At 70.0% G+C, this 14,066-nt stretch carries 13 protein-coding genes; 9 read left to right on the top strand and 4 right to left on the bottom strand.

Annotated elements, in window-relative coordinates; translation table 11 throughout:
- Positions 1-13: 13 nt before the first annotated feature.
- The 3 genes from ACIPYT_RS07915 (at position 14) to ACIPYT_RS07905 (ending at position 1,855) form a co-directional block, all read left to right on the top strand.
- A complete protein-coding gene (locus tag ACIPYT_RS07915; protein WP_401072327.1) occupies positions 14-1,021 on the top strand; it encodes an FUSC family protein in 1,008 nt (335 codons plus the stop codon).
- Positions 1,022-1,082: 61 nt separating this feature from the next.
- Positions 1,083-1,349 carry a glutaredoxin domain-containing protein gene (locus ACIPYT_RS07910; RefSeq protein ID WP_401072325.1) on the top strand — a complete coding sequence of 89 codons (267 nt, stop codon included), beginning with the start codon at positions 1,083-1,085 and terminating at the stop codon, positions 1,347-1,349.
- A 95-nt stretch (positions 1,350-1,444) separates the two neighbouring features.
- Entirely contained in the window at positions 1,445-1,855 is a 411-nt protein-coding gene (locus tag ACIPYT_RS07905) for a VOC family protein (RefSeq protein ID WP_401072323.1), read from the top strand.
- A 28-nt stretch (positions 1,856-1,883) separates the two neighbouring features.
- Here the strand turns inward: ACIPYT_RS07905 and thrC are convergent, their stop codons facing one another.
- On the bottom strand, positions 1,884-3,284 hold the full coding sequence (gene thrC / locus ACIPYT_RS07900; RefSeq protein ID WP_401072321.1) for a threonine synthase: 1,401 nt from the start codon (positions 3,282-3,284) through the stop codon (positions 1,884-1,886).
- Between the two features lie 61 nt (positions 3,285-3,345).
- Positions 3,346-4,119: a 23S ribosomal RNA methyltransferase Erm gene (gene erm, locus ACIPYT_RS07895; RefSeq protein ID WP_401072319.1), complete on the bottom strand. Its 774-nt coding sequence runs from the start codon at positions 4,117-4,119 to the stop codon at positions 3,346-3,348.
- 329 nt (positions 4,120-4,448) lie between these two features.
- On the opposite strand from erm, the gene ACIPYT_RS07890 reads away from it, so the two are divergent.
- Genes ACIPYT_RS07890 through ACIPYT_RS07865 form a run of 6 tightly spaced genes read left to right on the top strand, consistent with a single transcriptional unit; the run spans position 4,449 to position 12,104 of the window.
- Positions 4,449-4,748, top strand: coding sequence for a hypothetical protein (locus ACIPYT_RS07890; protein ID WP_401072317.1), 300 nt, complete (start codon positions 4,449-4,451; stop codon positions 4,746-4,748).
- Entirely contained in the window at positions 4,745-6,952 is a 2,208-nt protein-coding gene (gene glgX, locus ACIPYT_RS07885) for a glycogen debranching protein GlgX (protein WP_401072315.1), read from the top strand. Before ACIPYT_RS07890 ends, glgX begins: the two co-directional genes overlap by 4 nt.
- A complete protein-coding gene (treY, locus tag ACIPYT_RS07880; protein ID WP_401072313.1) occupies positions 6,949-9,297 on the top strand; it encodes a malto-oligosyltrehalose synthase in 2,349 nt (782 codons plus the stop codon). Before glgX ends, treY begins: the two co-directional genes overlap by 4 nt.
- Positions 9,294-11,060, top strand: a complete 1,767-nt coding sequence (gene treZ / locus ACIPYT_RS07875; RefSeq protein ID WP_401072311.1) for a malto-oligosyltrehalose trehalohydrolase — start codon at positions 9,294-9,296, stop codon at positions 11,058-11,060. The genes treY and treZ overlap by 4 nt, the downstream gene beginning before the upstream one ends.
- Positions 11,061-11,103: 43 nt before the next feature.
- On the top strand, positions 11,104-11,436 hold the full coding sequence (locus tag ACIPYT_RS07870) for an ArsR/SmtB family transcription factor (RefSeq protein ID WP_401072309.1): 333 nt from the start codon (positions 11,104-11,106) through the stop codon (positions 11,434-11,436).
- Entirely contained in the window at positions 11,436-12,104 is a 669-nt protein-coding gene (locus tag ACIPYT_RS07865) for a cation diffusion facilitator family transporter (protein WP_401072307.1), read from the top strand. Before ACIPYT_RS07870 ends, ACIPYT_RS07865 begins: the two co-directional genes overlap by 1 nt.
- On the opposite strand, the gene ACIPYT_RS07860 is transcribed toward ACIPYT_RS07865, so the two are convergent.
- Positions 12,101-12,703 carry a response regulator gene (locus tag ACIPYT_RS07860; protein WP_401072305.1) on the bottom strand — a complete coding sequence of 201 codons (603 nt, stop codon included), beginning with the start codon at positions 12,701-12,703 and terminating at the stop codon, positions 12,101-12,103. The two genes, ACIPYT_RS07865 and ACIPYT_RS07860, sit on opposite strands and share 4 nt — an antisense overlap.
- Positions 12,700-13,920, bottom strand: a complete 1,221-nt coding sequence (locus tag ACIPYT_RS07855) for a sensor histidine kinase (protein ID WP_401072303.1) — start codon at positions 13,918-13,920, stop codon at positions 12,700-12,702. Before ACIPYT_RS07855 ends, ACIPYT_RS07860 begins: the two co-directional genes overlap by 4 nt.
- Positions 13,921-14,066 lie beyond the last annotated feature (146 nt).

Raw genomic sequence — 14,066 nt, 5'->3', positions numbered from 1 at the left:
AGAGAATCGAGGTGTGAGTCTGTTCGCCCTGTCCCCCTCCCGTGGCCCTCGGTGGCCCGTGGCGACACAGGCGGCACTGGGCATCTCCGTGCCGATCGCGGTGATGACCCTGCTCGGACAGGCGCCTCTCGGATACATCGCGGCGTCAGGTGCGTTCACAGTGCTGTTCGCGGGCGGGGCCTCCGCGGTCGACCGCGTGCGCATCCTGCCCTTCATCGCGGGCGGTCTGATCGTCAGCGCCGCCCTCGGCGTGACCGCATCGGGCAGCCCGTGGCTCGTGGGCATCGGCGTCGTGGCCGTCTCGGTCATCAGCGCCGCGCTCTGCTTCGGGTTCCGGCTCGGACCGCCCGGCCCGCTCTTCTTCGTCCTCGTGTTCGGGCTCTCCGCACATGTGGTCGCGAGCTCCCCCACCCCTCCCCTCCTGTACCTGGCGGCTCTCGCAGGCGGCTGTCTCTTCTCGCTCGCCGTGGCCGCCGCTCCGCTCGCGATCCCGCGCGTGCGTCGACGCGTGGCCCGGCCGTTCCACGAGCTGCTCCCCTGCCCGTCCCTTAGCCGCGACGCGCGACTGCTACTCCTCCGCGTCGCGATCGTCGCCGTCGTCGGCGTGCTGCTCGGACTCGTGATCGATCCGACGCGCACGTACTGGATCGTGGGATCGGCGATCGCGGTGATCGGCGTCGCCGCCGCACGCCGCGCCGCCCTGCAGCGGGGGCTCCACCGCATGCTCGGCACCGTCGTCGGCGCAGGTGCGTACGCGCTGCTCGCGCTCCTGCACCCCTCGGGGCTGTGGCTCGCCCTCATGCTCGGCGCGCTCCAGTTCGCCGTCGAACTCGTGGTCGTGCGGCACTATGCGCTCGCCCTCGTGTTCATCACACCGCTCGTGCTGCTGCTGACGGGCGCGGCGACGGGCGACATCGGCTCGATGCAGGTCGCGGTCGAGCGGATCGTCGACACCGTCATCGGCGCGGCGCTCGGCGCGGCATCCGGCCTCCTGCATCCGCGCACGTCTCGCACCGACTGAACGGCCCGGCGGGAACACCCTCGAGGTGCGCACGGTTGTGGTGATGGAGGAAGGAGCACGGATGGAGTTGACGCTGGTCTCGTCGTCGTTCTGCGGCGCGTGCGCGCGGACGCGATCGGTGCTCCGCGACGCGGTGCGCTACCTCCCCGACGCGGCCATCGCCGAGATCGACATCGCGGCCGATCCCGATGCGGCCGAGGCCCTCGACATCCGCTCCACGCCCACCGTGATCGTGCGCGACGCGGCCGGTGCCGAGGTGTTCCGCGCGGAGGGCGTCCCGACCGTGCCGCAGGTGCTCGCCGCCGCCGTCAGGGCACTGCCCGCCTGAGCGCCCTGCGCATCCTCTTGTGGGATGTCGGCCCCCCGGCGCACAATGATCGCGACGGAGCCGACGGCGCTCCGCAGCACACACGGAGGCACGACATGGCGACTCTCAATCCGTACCTCTCCTTCCGCACTGACGCACGGCAGGCGATGGAGTTCTATCAGGGCATCCTCGGCGGTGATCTCGAGATCAACGTGTTCGGAGAGTTCCCCGACATGGTGCAGAGCCCGGACCAGAAGGACCTCGTCATGCACGCGCAGCTGACGACGCCCGACGGGCTGGTACTGATGGCCTCCGACACCCCCGACGGCATGACCTACGAGCAGCCGGCCGGCATCTCGGTGTCGCTGAGCGGCAACACGCAGGCGCGCACGCAGGAGGTCTGGGATCAGCTCTCCGACGGCGCGACGATCACGATGCCGCTGGACACACCGCCGTGGGGCGGCACCTTCGGCATGCTCGTCGACCGCTTCGGCATCGCGTGGATGCTGCACGGCGACCCCGAGTGATCCGGGGGCCTGCTGCGGGGCACTCGGCTCAGCGCAGGGCGTGCTCCTGGATGAAGGCGCGCAGCGCCTGCTCGTCGTCGGCCATCTCGGTCACATGCTGCGGAGCGTCGAGCATCGCGCGCAGGTCCGTGTCGTAGTCGAGCTCGACGCCGATCGCCTCGTGGATCGTCTCGGCGAACTTCTCGGGCTTGGCGGTCTCGAGCACGAGCATCGGCACGCCGGACTCGAGGTTCTCGCGCGCGACCTTGACCCCGTCGGCGGTGTGCGGGTCGATCACGTCACCCGTGGTCTCGTACACCGAGCGGATCGTCGCGAGACGGTCGGCATGGGTCGAGGTGCCGCTGACGATGCCGAACTCGTCGACGAAGCGGGCGAGATCGGCCGTGAAGTCGAAGTAGCCCTGGGTGTCGAGATCGCTCCAGGCCTGCACCACGCGCGCCGCGTCGCGGCCCACGAGTTCGAAGATGAAGCGCTCGAGGTTCGACGCCTTCGAGATGTCCATCGACGGGCTCGACGTCGCGAGGGTCTGGGCGGCGCTGCGCGGACGGTACACGCCCGTGCGGAAGAACTCGTCGAGCACGTTGTTCTCGTTCGCGGCGAGCACCAGTCGCCGGATCGGCAGACCCATCTCCTTCGCGAAGAACCCCGACAGGATGTTGCCGAAGTTGCCCGAGGGGACGGTGAACGACACCTCGGTCCAGCCCCCGGCATCCGTCGCCCGGAGCCAGGCCCAGAAGTAGTAGACGACCTGCGCGGTGATGCGCGCGAGGTTGATGGAGTTCACCGCGCCGAGATGCTGCGTGCGCTTGAAGTCGAGATCCCCGGCGAGCGCCTTCACGAGGTTCTGGCAGTCGTCGAAGACGCCCTCGACCGCGATGTTGTGGATGTTCTCGTCGTCGAGCGAGAACATCTGTGCGCGCTGGAATGCGCTCATGCGACCCTGCGGCGACAGCATGAACACGGAGATGCGCTCCTTGCCCCGCAGCGCATGCTCGGCGGCGGACCCCGTGTCGCCCGAGGTCGCGCCGAGGATGTTCAGCACCGATCCCTTGCGCTCCAGGGCGTACTCGACCACCTGACCGAGGAACTGCATCGCCATGTCCTTGAACGCGAGAGTGGGACCCTCGGAGAGCCCGACGAGCGTGACGCCGTCGATGTCGCGCAGCGGCACGACCGCGCCGGGGAACGGCTCATACGCGGCTGCGGTCATGCGCGCGAGATCCTCCCGGGGGATGTCCGTCGCGAACAGCCCGAGCACCTCGGTCGCGAGCTGCGGGTAGGTGAGCGCGCGCCAGCGCTCGAGCGTCTCGCCGTCGACCGTCGGCATGACCTCGGGCACCGCGAGGCCGCCGTCGGGGGCGAGTCCTTCGAGCAGCGTCTCGCAGTACGGCAGCGGCTGCATGCCGCCTCGGGTGGAGATGTACTGCACGGGAGCTCCTCGGATCGGAATCGGCGGGATCTCCATTCTCGCAGGTGCCGGCGACCTGGTTTCACGACCGCCGTCCCCGCCCGAGGCGCCGCCACAGCTCGACCCACTCGGCCGGACGCAGATCACGAGGCAGCCGCCGTCCCGACGCTCCGGCCGCGCCGAGCGACGCTCGCGCGCGGGATGACGTCGTGCCCGCCGCCGCCGCCAGCATCGCCGGAAGGCTCGACCCGCGCGCGCCGAAGACCGCCCGCACGAAGGCGTCGTACTCCGCTCTCTCGGCCTGCGGAACGAGCGGGTCGGTCCTGCGCTCGATCGACAACAGCCCGCCGTCGACGCCGGGTCGGGGTGCGAACGCCCAGGCGGGGACGCGGCCGGACAGCTCGACCGTGAACCACGGCGCCATCTGCGCGGTCATCATCGTGCCGCCGCCGACTCCTGCGCGCTTGCGGGCGACCTCCCATTGGGTCAGCAGCACCGCCCGACGCCATCCCCGGGCCGCCAGCAGTCGGCGGAGGATCGGCGTGGTCACGTGAAAGGGGATGTTGCCGACGATCACATCGGCGTCGAGCGGATGCCGGAGCGCGTCGGCCGCGCGCACGCGCACCGCAGGCAGCGCCGCGTCGAGGCGACGTGCGCGGTGCTCATCGATCTCGAGCGCGGTCAGCGGACGGCCGAGGCGTGCGAGGGCGCGGGTGAGGGCGCCGTCGCCGGCGCCGAGTTCGAGGATCGACCCCGAGGTGCGCTCGACGAGCGAGACGATGCGGTCGATGGTCGGACGATGGGTGAGGAAGTTCTGGCCGAGTTCGTGGCGGCCGCCATGATGCGAGCGAGGCATGGATGCGCTCCGGATGAGTGGATCGGAGCACCTCGACGGAGCAGACGCGAGTACGCGTCGATGATGAGTCCGTCCCGAGGTGCGATGACATCTCGGTGGACGGCGCGCGGAGGCGTGCGAAGAGCGAGCGCGCCGTCAGGCGCGGCGGTCGCGGAACACGAGGGTGCGCCCCATCACGACGGGCGCGCTGACTATCATCCGTCCAGCCTATCGTCCGACCGCTCACGACCGCATCCTCTAGCGTGTGGAGCCGTCTGAGGCAATGGGGATTCCGCCGGTCGCGTTCCCCCTCTATCGTGGGGCGCACAACAGAAGAATCGGGAGACATCATGGTCGCGAAGATCCCCACCGCACATGACGGACAGAGCACCGGAGCTCACGAGGAATCCACTCGGGCTGCCGCTGCGCCGGCACCGGCTCCCGAGCCCCTCTTCGAGCGCGTCGACATCGACCGCTACGTCGTCCTGCACGACGGCCCCGTCGGGTACATCGAGCACGTGGCGCCCGTGTTCGTCTGCTACGTCGGCGCCCCCTACGCGCAGGCGGAGGAGGTGGCGCAGGCGCACGACTTCCATGACGCCCTGAGGGTCGTCCTGCACCGGGCCGCGTCGATCCGGCGCGCTCTGTGAGCCGCGAGATCTGGCCGGGGTCGCCCTATCCCCTCGGGGCGACCTTCGATGGCCAGGGGACGAACTTCGCCCTCTTCAGCGAAGGCGCCGACAGCGTCGAGCTCTGCCTCTTCGACGAGGACGGCCACGAGGAGCGGATCACGCTCGACGAGGTCGACGCGTTCGTCTGGCACGGCTACCTTCCCACCGTGCAGCCCGGGCAGCTGTACGGCTACCGCGTGCATGGTCCCCACGATCCCAGCGAGGGGCTGCGCTTCAACCCGAACAAGCTCGTGCTCGACCCGTACGCGAAAGCCGTCGCCGGTCGACTCGACTGGGGTCAGCCGCTGTTCGGGTACGACTTCGGCGAACCCGATTCGCGCAACGACGAGGACTCCGGCGCGGCCATGGTGAAGGCCGTCGTCATCAACCCGTTCTTCGAGTGGGCGGGCGACCGGCTCCCCAAGACTCCCTATGCGCAGACCGTCATCTACGAGGCGCACATCAAGGGTCTCACCGAGACGCACCCCGACATCCCCGAGGAGCTGCGCGGCACGTACGCGGGCATCGCACACCCCGCGATCGTCGATCATCTCGTGCATCTCGGCGTCACGGCGATCGAGCTCATGCCCGTGCACCAGTTCGTGCACGACTCGACTCTCGAGGAGAAGGGGCTCACCAACTACTGGGGCTACAACACCCTCGCCTTCCTCGCCCCGCACAACGAGTACTCGTCGAACGGGCAGCACGGCGAGCAGGTGCAGGAGTTCAAGGCGATGGTGCGCACGCTCCATGCCGCGGGCATCGAGGTGATCCTCGACGTGGTCTACAACCACACGGCCGAGGGCAACCATCTCGGTCCCACGCTCTCGATGCGCGGCATCGACAACCAGGCGTACTACCGGCTCGAAGAGGATCGCCGCTACTACACCGATTACACCGGCACCGGGAACAGCCTCAACGCCGGCAACCCGCACTCGCTGCAGCTCATCATGGACTCGCTGCGCTACTGGGTGACAGAGATGCACGTCGACGGATTCCGCTTCGACCTCGCCTCGACCCTCGCCCGCGAGTTCTACGACGTCGATCGGCTCGCCGCCTTCTTCGAACTCGTGCAGCAGGACCCGGTGGTCTCCCAGGTCAAGCTCATCGCGGAGCCGTGGGATGTCGGCCCCGGCGGCTACCAGGTCGGCAACTTCCCTCCGCAGTGGACCGAGTGGAACGGCAAGTACCGCGACACCGTGCGCGACTTCTGGCGCGGCGAACCGCAGGCGCTCGGCGAGTTCGCCTCCCGGCTCACCGGCTCGGCCGACCTCTACGAGCACTCGGGTCGTCGCCCCGTCGCGTCGATCAACTTCGTCACCGCGCACGACGGCTTCACGCTGCGCGACCTCGTCTCGTACGACGAGAAGCACAACGAGGCCAACGGCGAGGACAACAACGACGGCGAATCCTACAACCGCTCGGCCAACAACGGCGTGGAGGGGCCCACCGACGACGAGGACATCAACCGGCTGCGTGCTCGACAGCAGCGCAACTTCCTCGCGACGCTGCTGCTGTCGCAGGGCGTGCCGATGATCTCCCACGGTGACGAGCTCGGCCGCACGCAGCACGGCAACAACAACGGCTATGCGCAGGACAACGAGATCACGTGGGTGGACTGGGAGGCGGCGGACCTGCCCCTCGTGGAGTTCACGGCGGCCGTCGCGCGGCTGCGCCGCAACCATCCGACGTTCCGGCGCAGCCGCTTCTTCGACGGTCGGCCCGTGCGCTCGGAGGACGGCGAGCGCGTGCCGGACGTGGTCTGGTTGCGCCCCGACGGCAGGCGTATGGAGCCCGAGGACTGGGACAACGGCTTCGGACTCGCGGTCGGCGTCTTCCTCAACGGCCAGGGCATTCGCGAGAAGGATCGCCGCGGTCAGCCGGTCACGGACCAGAACTTCCTCGTGTACTTCCACAGCGGGACGGATGCGGTCGACGCGGTGCTGCCGGATGAGCGCCACGGCGCCGGATGGGATGTCGTGATCGACACCTACGGCGAGCGGGCGGGAGCGCACGCCCTCGCCGCCGGATCCGCGATCTCACTCGAGCCGACCTCGCTGCTCGTGCTGCGTGAGGCGGCCGAAGCGGAGGAGCCGACGGATGTGTCGGTCGACGCGTCGCTGCGGATGCAGACCGAGCGTGCAGAGCCCGCACCGGCGCCGACCCCGGAGGTGCGCCGGTGACCCGTCGACCGCTCTCGACCTACCGCCTGCAGATCCGCCCGGGATTCACTCTCGACGATGCCGCCGCGACGACGGAGTACCTCTCGACGCTCGGCGCGTCCTGGGCGTACCTCTCTCCCCTGCTGGCGTCGACGCCGGGATCCGACCACGGCTACGACGTCGTCGACCACTCACGCGTCGATGACTCGCGGGGCGGCCGGGAGGGTCTCGAGCGGTTCGCCGCTGCGGCGCGGGGGGCCGGCCTCGGCATCCTCGTCGACATCGTCCCCAACCACGTCGGGGTCGGGAGCCCGCGGGACAACCCGTGGTGGTGGGATCTGCTGCGCCTCGGTCGCACATCACGGCACGCCGTCGCCTTCGACGTCGACCGACGGCTCGGAGACGGCCGCGTACGACTCCCTATCCTCGGTTCGGCGCTCGCGGAGGTGCTGGAGTCGGGCGACATCGTCGTCGACACGACCGCGGCCGACGACGCGCCCGACGGCATCCTGCACTACTTCGAGCACGTCCTGCCCCTCGCCCCCGGCACCGGCGATCTCGTCGACGATCTGCCGGCACTGCTCGACGCGCAGCACTACGAGCTGCGGTTCTGGGAGGACCAGAACGCCGAGCTGAACTACCGCCGGTTCTTCGCCGTGCCGGAGCTCGCCGGCATCCGCGTCGAAGTCCCCGATGTGTTCGAGGAGTCGCATCGCGAGATCGTGCGCTGGATCACCGACGGCCTCGCCGATGGTCTGCGGGTCGACCACCCCGACGGACTCGTCGACCCCGCGGGCTACCTCGAGGATCTCGCGGATGCCACGGGCGGCGCGTACACGCTGGTCGAGAAGATCCTGGAGCCCGGTGAAGAGCTGCCGTCGTGGTGGCGCACCGACGGGACGACGGGATACGACGCACTCGCCGAGATCGATCGTGTGCTCATCGACGGCGACGGTGTCGCGCAGCTCGACGCGCTCGACGCCCGTCTGCGCGAGGAATCGGGACTGCCGGCACTGGAGGCATGGCACGACCTCACGGTCTCGACGAAGCGCATGGTCGCCGAGAGCATCCTGCAGTCGGAGGTGCGCCGCCTCGTACGGTCGCTGCCGCACGGCATCGTCGGGGCGGAGGATGCGCTCACCGAGATCATCGCCGGCTTCCCCGTGTACCGTGCGTACCTGCCCGCCGGACGTGAGTATCTGCAGCACGCTATCGACGCGGCGATCGCCCGCCGGCCCGACCTCGCGGAGGCGATCGGCGAGCTGACGCCGCTGCTGTTCGACACGACTCTCGAGGTGTCGGAGCGCTTCCCGCAGGTGAGTGGCGCGGTCATGGCGAAGGGTGTGGAGGACACCGCGTTCTACCGGTGCACCCGCCTGGGAACGCTGACCGAGGTCGGCGCCGACCCGTCGATCGCCTCGCTGTCGGTCGACGCCTTCCACGAGGCGCAGCGAGCCCGCCTGGCGTCGTGGCCGCACTCCATGACCACGCTGTCGACGCACGACACCAAGCGCTCGGAGGACGTGCGGGCGCGCCTCTCGGTGCTCGCAGAGATGCCCGAGCGCTGGGCCGAGGTGCTGTCGGATCTACGTGCGGTCGCGTCGACCGGGCACGGACCGTTCGACGCCCTGCTGTGGCAGGCGGCTGTCGGCGCCTGGCCGATCTCGACCGAGCGGCTGCGCGACTATGGACTGAAGGCGGCGCGGGAAGCCGCGGAGGGCACCACGTGGCAGCATCCCGACGAGGAGTTCGAGAAGGGCGTCGTCGCGATCGCCGAGGCGGCGAACGGCTCGGCCGCCGGCATCCTCGACGGATTCGTCGCCGAGATCGTCGGTGTCGGGCGCAGCAACGCGCTCGCCGCGAAGCTGCTGCAGCTCGCGGCGCCGGGTGTGCCGGACGTCTACCAGGGCACCGAACTGTGGGACCACTCGCTCGTCGACCCCGACAACCGCAGACCCGTGGACTTCGCCGAGAGGGAGAGGATGCTGCGCCGGCTCGACGCCGATGCGGCGCGCGGCGCGCTGCCCCCGATCGATGACTCAGGGCTCGCGAAGATGCTCGTCGTCTCGCGCACACTGCGGCTGCGCCGCGACCACCCCGAGCTGTTCGACCGCTACCGTGCGGGCGTGGCCGCCGGGCCGGCATCCGATCATGTCGTCGCGATGGACCGCGGCGGCGTGCTGGCGGTGGCGACCCGCCTACCGGTCGCACTCGGCCGGCGTGGTGGATGGGGCGATACCGTGCTGCTGCGCCGCGATCTGCCCGCGACCGACGTCCTCACCGGTCGCCGCATCGAGCCAGGGCCCGTGCGCCTCGCTCACCTGCTCGACACCTATCCCGTCGCGCTCCTGGTGGACGAGCGATGATCGACGTGTGGGCTCCCCGGGCGGAGCGTGTGCGCCTGCGGCGTCTGACGCCGGGCGGCGCCGTGATCGGCGAGCACGACCTCACCCGCGACGAACGTCGTGACGGCTGGTGGGTGTCGGCGTTCGATCCGGCGCAGGGCGAGCGCTACGGATTCCTGCTCGGCGACAGCGATGACCTGCGTCCGGATCCCCGCTCGCTGCGCCAGCCGCACGGCGTGCACGGCCCCTCCGCGGTGTTCGACACGAGTCTCTTCGAGTGGGGCGACCAGTCCTGGACCGGCCGTCAGCTCGCCGGCGGGGTGATCTACGAGCTGCACGTCGGCACGTTCACACCCGACGGGACACTCGATGCGCTGATCGGTCGGCTCGACCACCTGGTCGACCTCGGAGTCACGCACGTCGAGCTTCTGCCGGTCAACGCGTTCAACGGCCGGTGGAACTGGGGCTACGACGGGGTGCTCTGGTATGCCGTGCACGAGGGATACGGCGGCCCCGCCGCGTATCAGCGGTTCGTCGAGGCGGCCCACGATCGCGGCCTCGCGGTCATTCAGGACGTCGTGTACAACCACCTCGGCCCGAGCGGCAACTACCTGCCCGAGTTCGGCCCGTACCTGCGCGACGGGCAGAGCAACACCTGGGGCGCCTCCGTGAACCTCGACGAGCACGAGGTGCGGGAGTACATCGTCGAGAACGCGCTGATGTGGCTGCGCGACTTCCACGTCGACGGATTACGTCTGGATGCCGTGCACGCCCTGCACGACTCGAGCCCGACGCACCTGCTGCGCGAGCTGGCGGAGCGGGTCGACGCGCTCTCCGCGCACCTCGGCCGCCCGCTGACGCTGATCGCCGAGTCGGACCTGAACGATCCGACGCTGATCCTGCCGCGAGAGGCCGGGGGCTACGGCCTCACCGCCCAGTGGTCTGACGACTGGCATCACGCCGCCCATGTCGCGCTGACCGGCGAGACCGCCGGGTACTACGAGGACTTCGCCGCCTCCGACGCGCTCGTGAAGGTGTCGCAGAGCGGCTTCTTCCACGACGGCACGTACTCGTCGTTCCGCGAGCGGAATCACGGCTCGCGCATTCCGGAGACGGTTCCCGCGTGGCGCCTCGTGACTTTCGCGCAAGACCACGACCAGATCGGCAACCGTGCCGCGGGCGATCGCCTGTCGGCCACGCTCTCGCCGGAGCGTCTGGCCGTGGCCGCCGTGCTGACCCTCACCGCTCCCGGCACGCCGATGCTGTTCATGGGCGAGGAGTGGGGCGCGTCGACGCCATGGCAGTTCTTCACCTCGCATCCGGAGCCCGAGCTCGGCCGAGCGACCGCCGAGGGGCGCATCGCGGAGTTCGCGAAGATGGGGTGGGATCCGTCGCAGGTGCCCGACCCTCAGGACCCGGCGACGTTCGAGCGGTCGCACCTGCAGTGGGGAGAGATCGACGACCCGGTGCACGCCCGTCTGCTGTCGCTCCATCGCCGGCTGACCGCGCTGCGTCGGACGCGTCCGGAGCTCACCGACCCCGATATGACGCACACCGTCGCCGCCGTCGAGCACGCAGACGCGGCTCCTGAGGCACGCGCCTACCGGATCGAGCGGGGTGCGGTGACCGTGCTGGTGAACCTCACCGGCACAGATGTCGACTTCGAGGCGCGCCCCGACGATGTCGTGCTTCTGCAGACGTCCCTGTCACGACGTCAGGACGGTCGGGTCATCCTCGCCCCCGACTCGGCGGTGATCGTGGGGCCTCCCTTGCGATCTCAATGATTCACTGTTTTATGAATTCACCGAATCGTTTACTATCGGAGACGTGACCCTCACCGCATCCCTCTCGCACACCGCTGCCGTCGCCCGCCTCGGGCATGCGCTCTCCGACTCGACGCGCGCCGCGATCCTGCTCGCCCTTCGCACCGCTCCGGCGTATCCGTCCGACCTCGCCGATGAGCTCGGCGTCACGCGTCAGGCGCTGTCGAACCACCTCGCGTGCCTGCGCGGATGCGGCCTCGTCGAAAGCGTCGCCGACGGCCGCCGCAGCCGATACGAGCTCGCCGACCCCCATCTCGCGCCGGCGCTCGACGAGCTCATGAGGGTCGTGCTGCTCGTCGAACCGGACTGCTGCAACGGCGACGGGTGCACCTGCTGATGTCCACGCTCACCGACTCCCGTCGCTCGACGCTGCACCGCCGCATCCGACTGATCGTCGCGATCACGATCGGCTACAACGTCATCGAGGCCGTGATCGCGATCGCCGCGGGGACGGTCGCCTCCTCCGCTGCGCTCATCGGATTCGGCCTCGACTCGACCATCGAGGTGCTGTCGGCGGCCGCCGTCGCCTGGCAGTTCACCCGCCGCGATCCCGAGCGCTGGGAGAAGCCGACGCTCAGAGTCATCGCCGTCGCGTTCTTCGCCCTCGCCGCGTACGTCGCCGTGTCGTCGGCGCTGTCGCTGTTCGGCGGCGAGCGCCCCGAGCACAGCACGGTCGGCATCGTGCTGACCGCGATCAGTGTCGTCGTGATGCCGTTCCTGTCGTTCGCCGAGCGACGCGCGGGGCGTGAGGTCGGATCGGCCACGGCCGTCGCCGACTCGATGCAGACCCTCATCTGCACGTACCTCTCGGCCGCCGTTCTCGCCGGTCTCGTGCTCAACAGCCTGCTCGGGTGGTGGTGGGCCGATGCCGTCGCCGGTCTCGTCATCGCCGCCTTCGCGGTGCGCGAAGGGATCGAGGCGTGGAAGGGCGATGCCTGCGCCACCTCCGTCGGGATGATCCTCGAGGACGACCACGACCACGACGATCACCACGACCACTACTAGATCCAGCCGCGCTCCTCGGCGAGCAGCACGGCCTGTTGACGCGTCGACACCGCCAGCTTGGTCAGCACGGCGGACACGTGGTTGCGCACGGTTCCCGGTGCGAGCGACAGCGCCCGCGCGATCTGTCCGGTCGTCTCGCCGCGGCGCCCCGCCCTGAGCACGTCGAGCTCACGTTCGGTGAGCGGCGAGCGCTCGTCGCTCAGAGCGTCGGCGGCGATCTCCGGATCGACGTAGCGGCCTCCGGCTGCGACGCGACGGATGACATCGGCGACCTCGTCGGCGCCGCGCGACTTGGGGAGGAACCCCGAGACGCCCGAGGCGAGAGCACGGCGCAGGACCCCGGGTCGCGCGTGCCGGGTGACGACGACGCAGCGCGTCGAGATCGCACGGTGCAGGCGCTCCGCCACCTGCACGCCGTCGAGTCCGGGCATCTCCAGATCGAGCAGGCACACGTCAGGGGTCAGCCGGATCGCCTCGGCGACCGCCTGCTCGCCGTCCTCGCATTCCGCGACGACCTCGATGTCGCCCTCGAGTCGCAGCAGTGCCGCGAGCGCCGAACGGATCATCCCCTCGTCGTCGGCCAGAAGCACTCGGATCATCGCTCCCCCTCCCCCGCGGCGGGCCTGCTCTCGGCCTCGGGCACCGCCACGATCACGGTGAAGTCGTCTCCCTGTTCGCGCACCTCGAGCGTGCCGCCGACCTCCGCGAGGCGTCGCCGCACACCGTCGAGTCCCGAGCCCGTGCTCCCGCGCTCCGCACCGGGAACCACGTCGTTGGTGACCTCGTAGCGCCACGTCCCGGCATCCCTGCGCAGCGACAGATGCGCGCGCGAGCCTGCTCCGTGACGCAGCACGTTCGTCGTCGTCTCGCGGATGACCGGACCCAGAGCGGATGCCGGTGCGGCATCCGCGTCGACATCGATGTCGGCCTCGACCGCGATGCCCGCCGCACTCAGCAGATCGCGCGCGTTGGCGACCTCGTCGCCGAGCGGCACCGAACGGAAGCGCGTGGCGAGGTCACGCGTGCCCTGCCGGGCCTCGTCGACGCTGACCCGCGCCGCGCGGAGCTGTTCGAGCGCGGCGTCGGCGTCTCGCGCCATCAGGCGCTCCGCGAGCTCCAGCTGCAGCGCGATCACCTGGAGGTGATGTCCCTGCAGGTCATGCACGTCGGTGGCGACCCGCAGCCGCTCCTGCGTCGCCGCGAGACGCGCCTCCGAGGCGCGCGCACGGTCGAGCGTGACCAGGACGTCCCACCACCACAGCGAGCTCACCGACATGGCCGGGATCAACACGGCGTAGAACGAGGGGAGCCATCCGGGGATGCCGCCGTCGACCGTGCCCCGCATGCCGTCGATGAAGGCGAGGATGAACAGGACGATCGTCGCAAACACGACGACCCGGCGCCGGACGCCGCGCGGCCAGAGCAGCAGCGCGAGCGACTGCGCCAGCGGCGTGACCGCGAACAGCCAGCTGTCGGCGATGACGCCGGACGCGACCCCGAACGCGACGGCGAGCGCGAACGGCACGACGCGGGTCCAGAGCGCGACAGGCTCACCCTGCACCCCGCGCCGGTATCCGGAGAGCAGGAGGACGGTCGACAGCCACCAGACGAGACCCCCGGCGCCCACCACGAGCGGGGCGACGACGTCACCGGGACGGACGAAGACCCGCAGGGCCCAGATCAGCACGAGGAACAGCTCGATGAAGAGCACCGCCGAGAGCGTGTACCACCAGGTGGCCGTGATGCCGCGCGCCAGCTGGCGCGCTCCGGGCGGCGGGTCGCCGAAGCGGTCTACGGCGAGAGAGGGGCTGCTCACGCCTCCCACGATAGGGGCGTGACACATGTCACGGGTGCGGCGGGCGAAGCACCCGGTGAGAGGTGACGTCTCGACACTGCCGCCGATCGACCGTTCGCGGTGGACTGGTGTCATCGAGAGACGGAGGGTCCGTCTCTCCACGTCAG

Source organism: Microbacterium sp. NPDC089695 (genome assembly GCF_044749085.1).
Classification (GTDB): Bacteria; Actinomycetota; Actinomycetes; order Actinomycetales; family Microbacteriaceae; genus Microbacterium.
This window is presented reverse-complemented; position numbering and strand designations above follow the sequence as displayed.

Bases quoted from the DNA above. Each gene is read 5' to 3' on its own strand.
- ACIPYT_RS07910 (WP_401072325.1), top strand. From the start codon at position 1,083: ATGGAGTTGACGCTGGTCTCGTCGTCGTTCTGCGGCGCGTGCGCGCGG.
- ACIPYT_RS07905 (WP_401072323.1), top strand. From the start codon at position 1,445: ATGGCGACTCTCAATCCGTACCTCTCCTTCCGCACTGACGCACGGCAG.
- erm (WP_401072319.1), bottom strand. From the start codon at position 4,119: ATGCCTCGCTCGCATCATGGCGGCCGCCACGAACTCGGCCAGAACTTC.
- ACIPYT_RS07890 (WP_401072317.1), top strand. From the start codon at position 4,449: ATGGTCGCGAAGATCCCCACCGCACATGACGGACAGAGCACCGGAGCT.
- treZ (WP_401072311.1), top strand. From the start codon at position 9,294: ATGATCGACGTGTGGGCTCCCCGGGCGGAGCGTGTGCGCCTGCGGCGT.
- ACIPYT_RS07865 (WP_401072307.1), top strand. From the start codon at position 11,436: ATGTCCACGCTCACCGACTCCCGTCGCTCGACGCTGCACCGCCGCATC.
- ACIPYT_RS07860 (WP_401072305.1), bottom strand. From the start codon at position 12,703: ATGATCCGAGTGCTTCTGGCCGACGACGAGGGGATGATCCGTTCGGCG.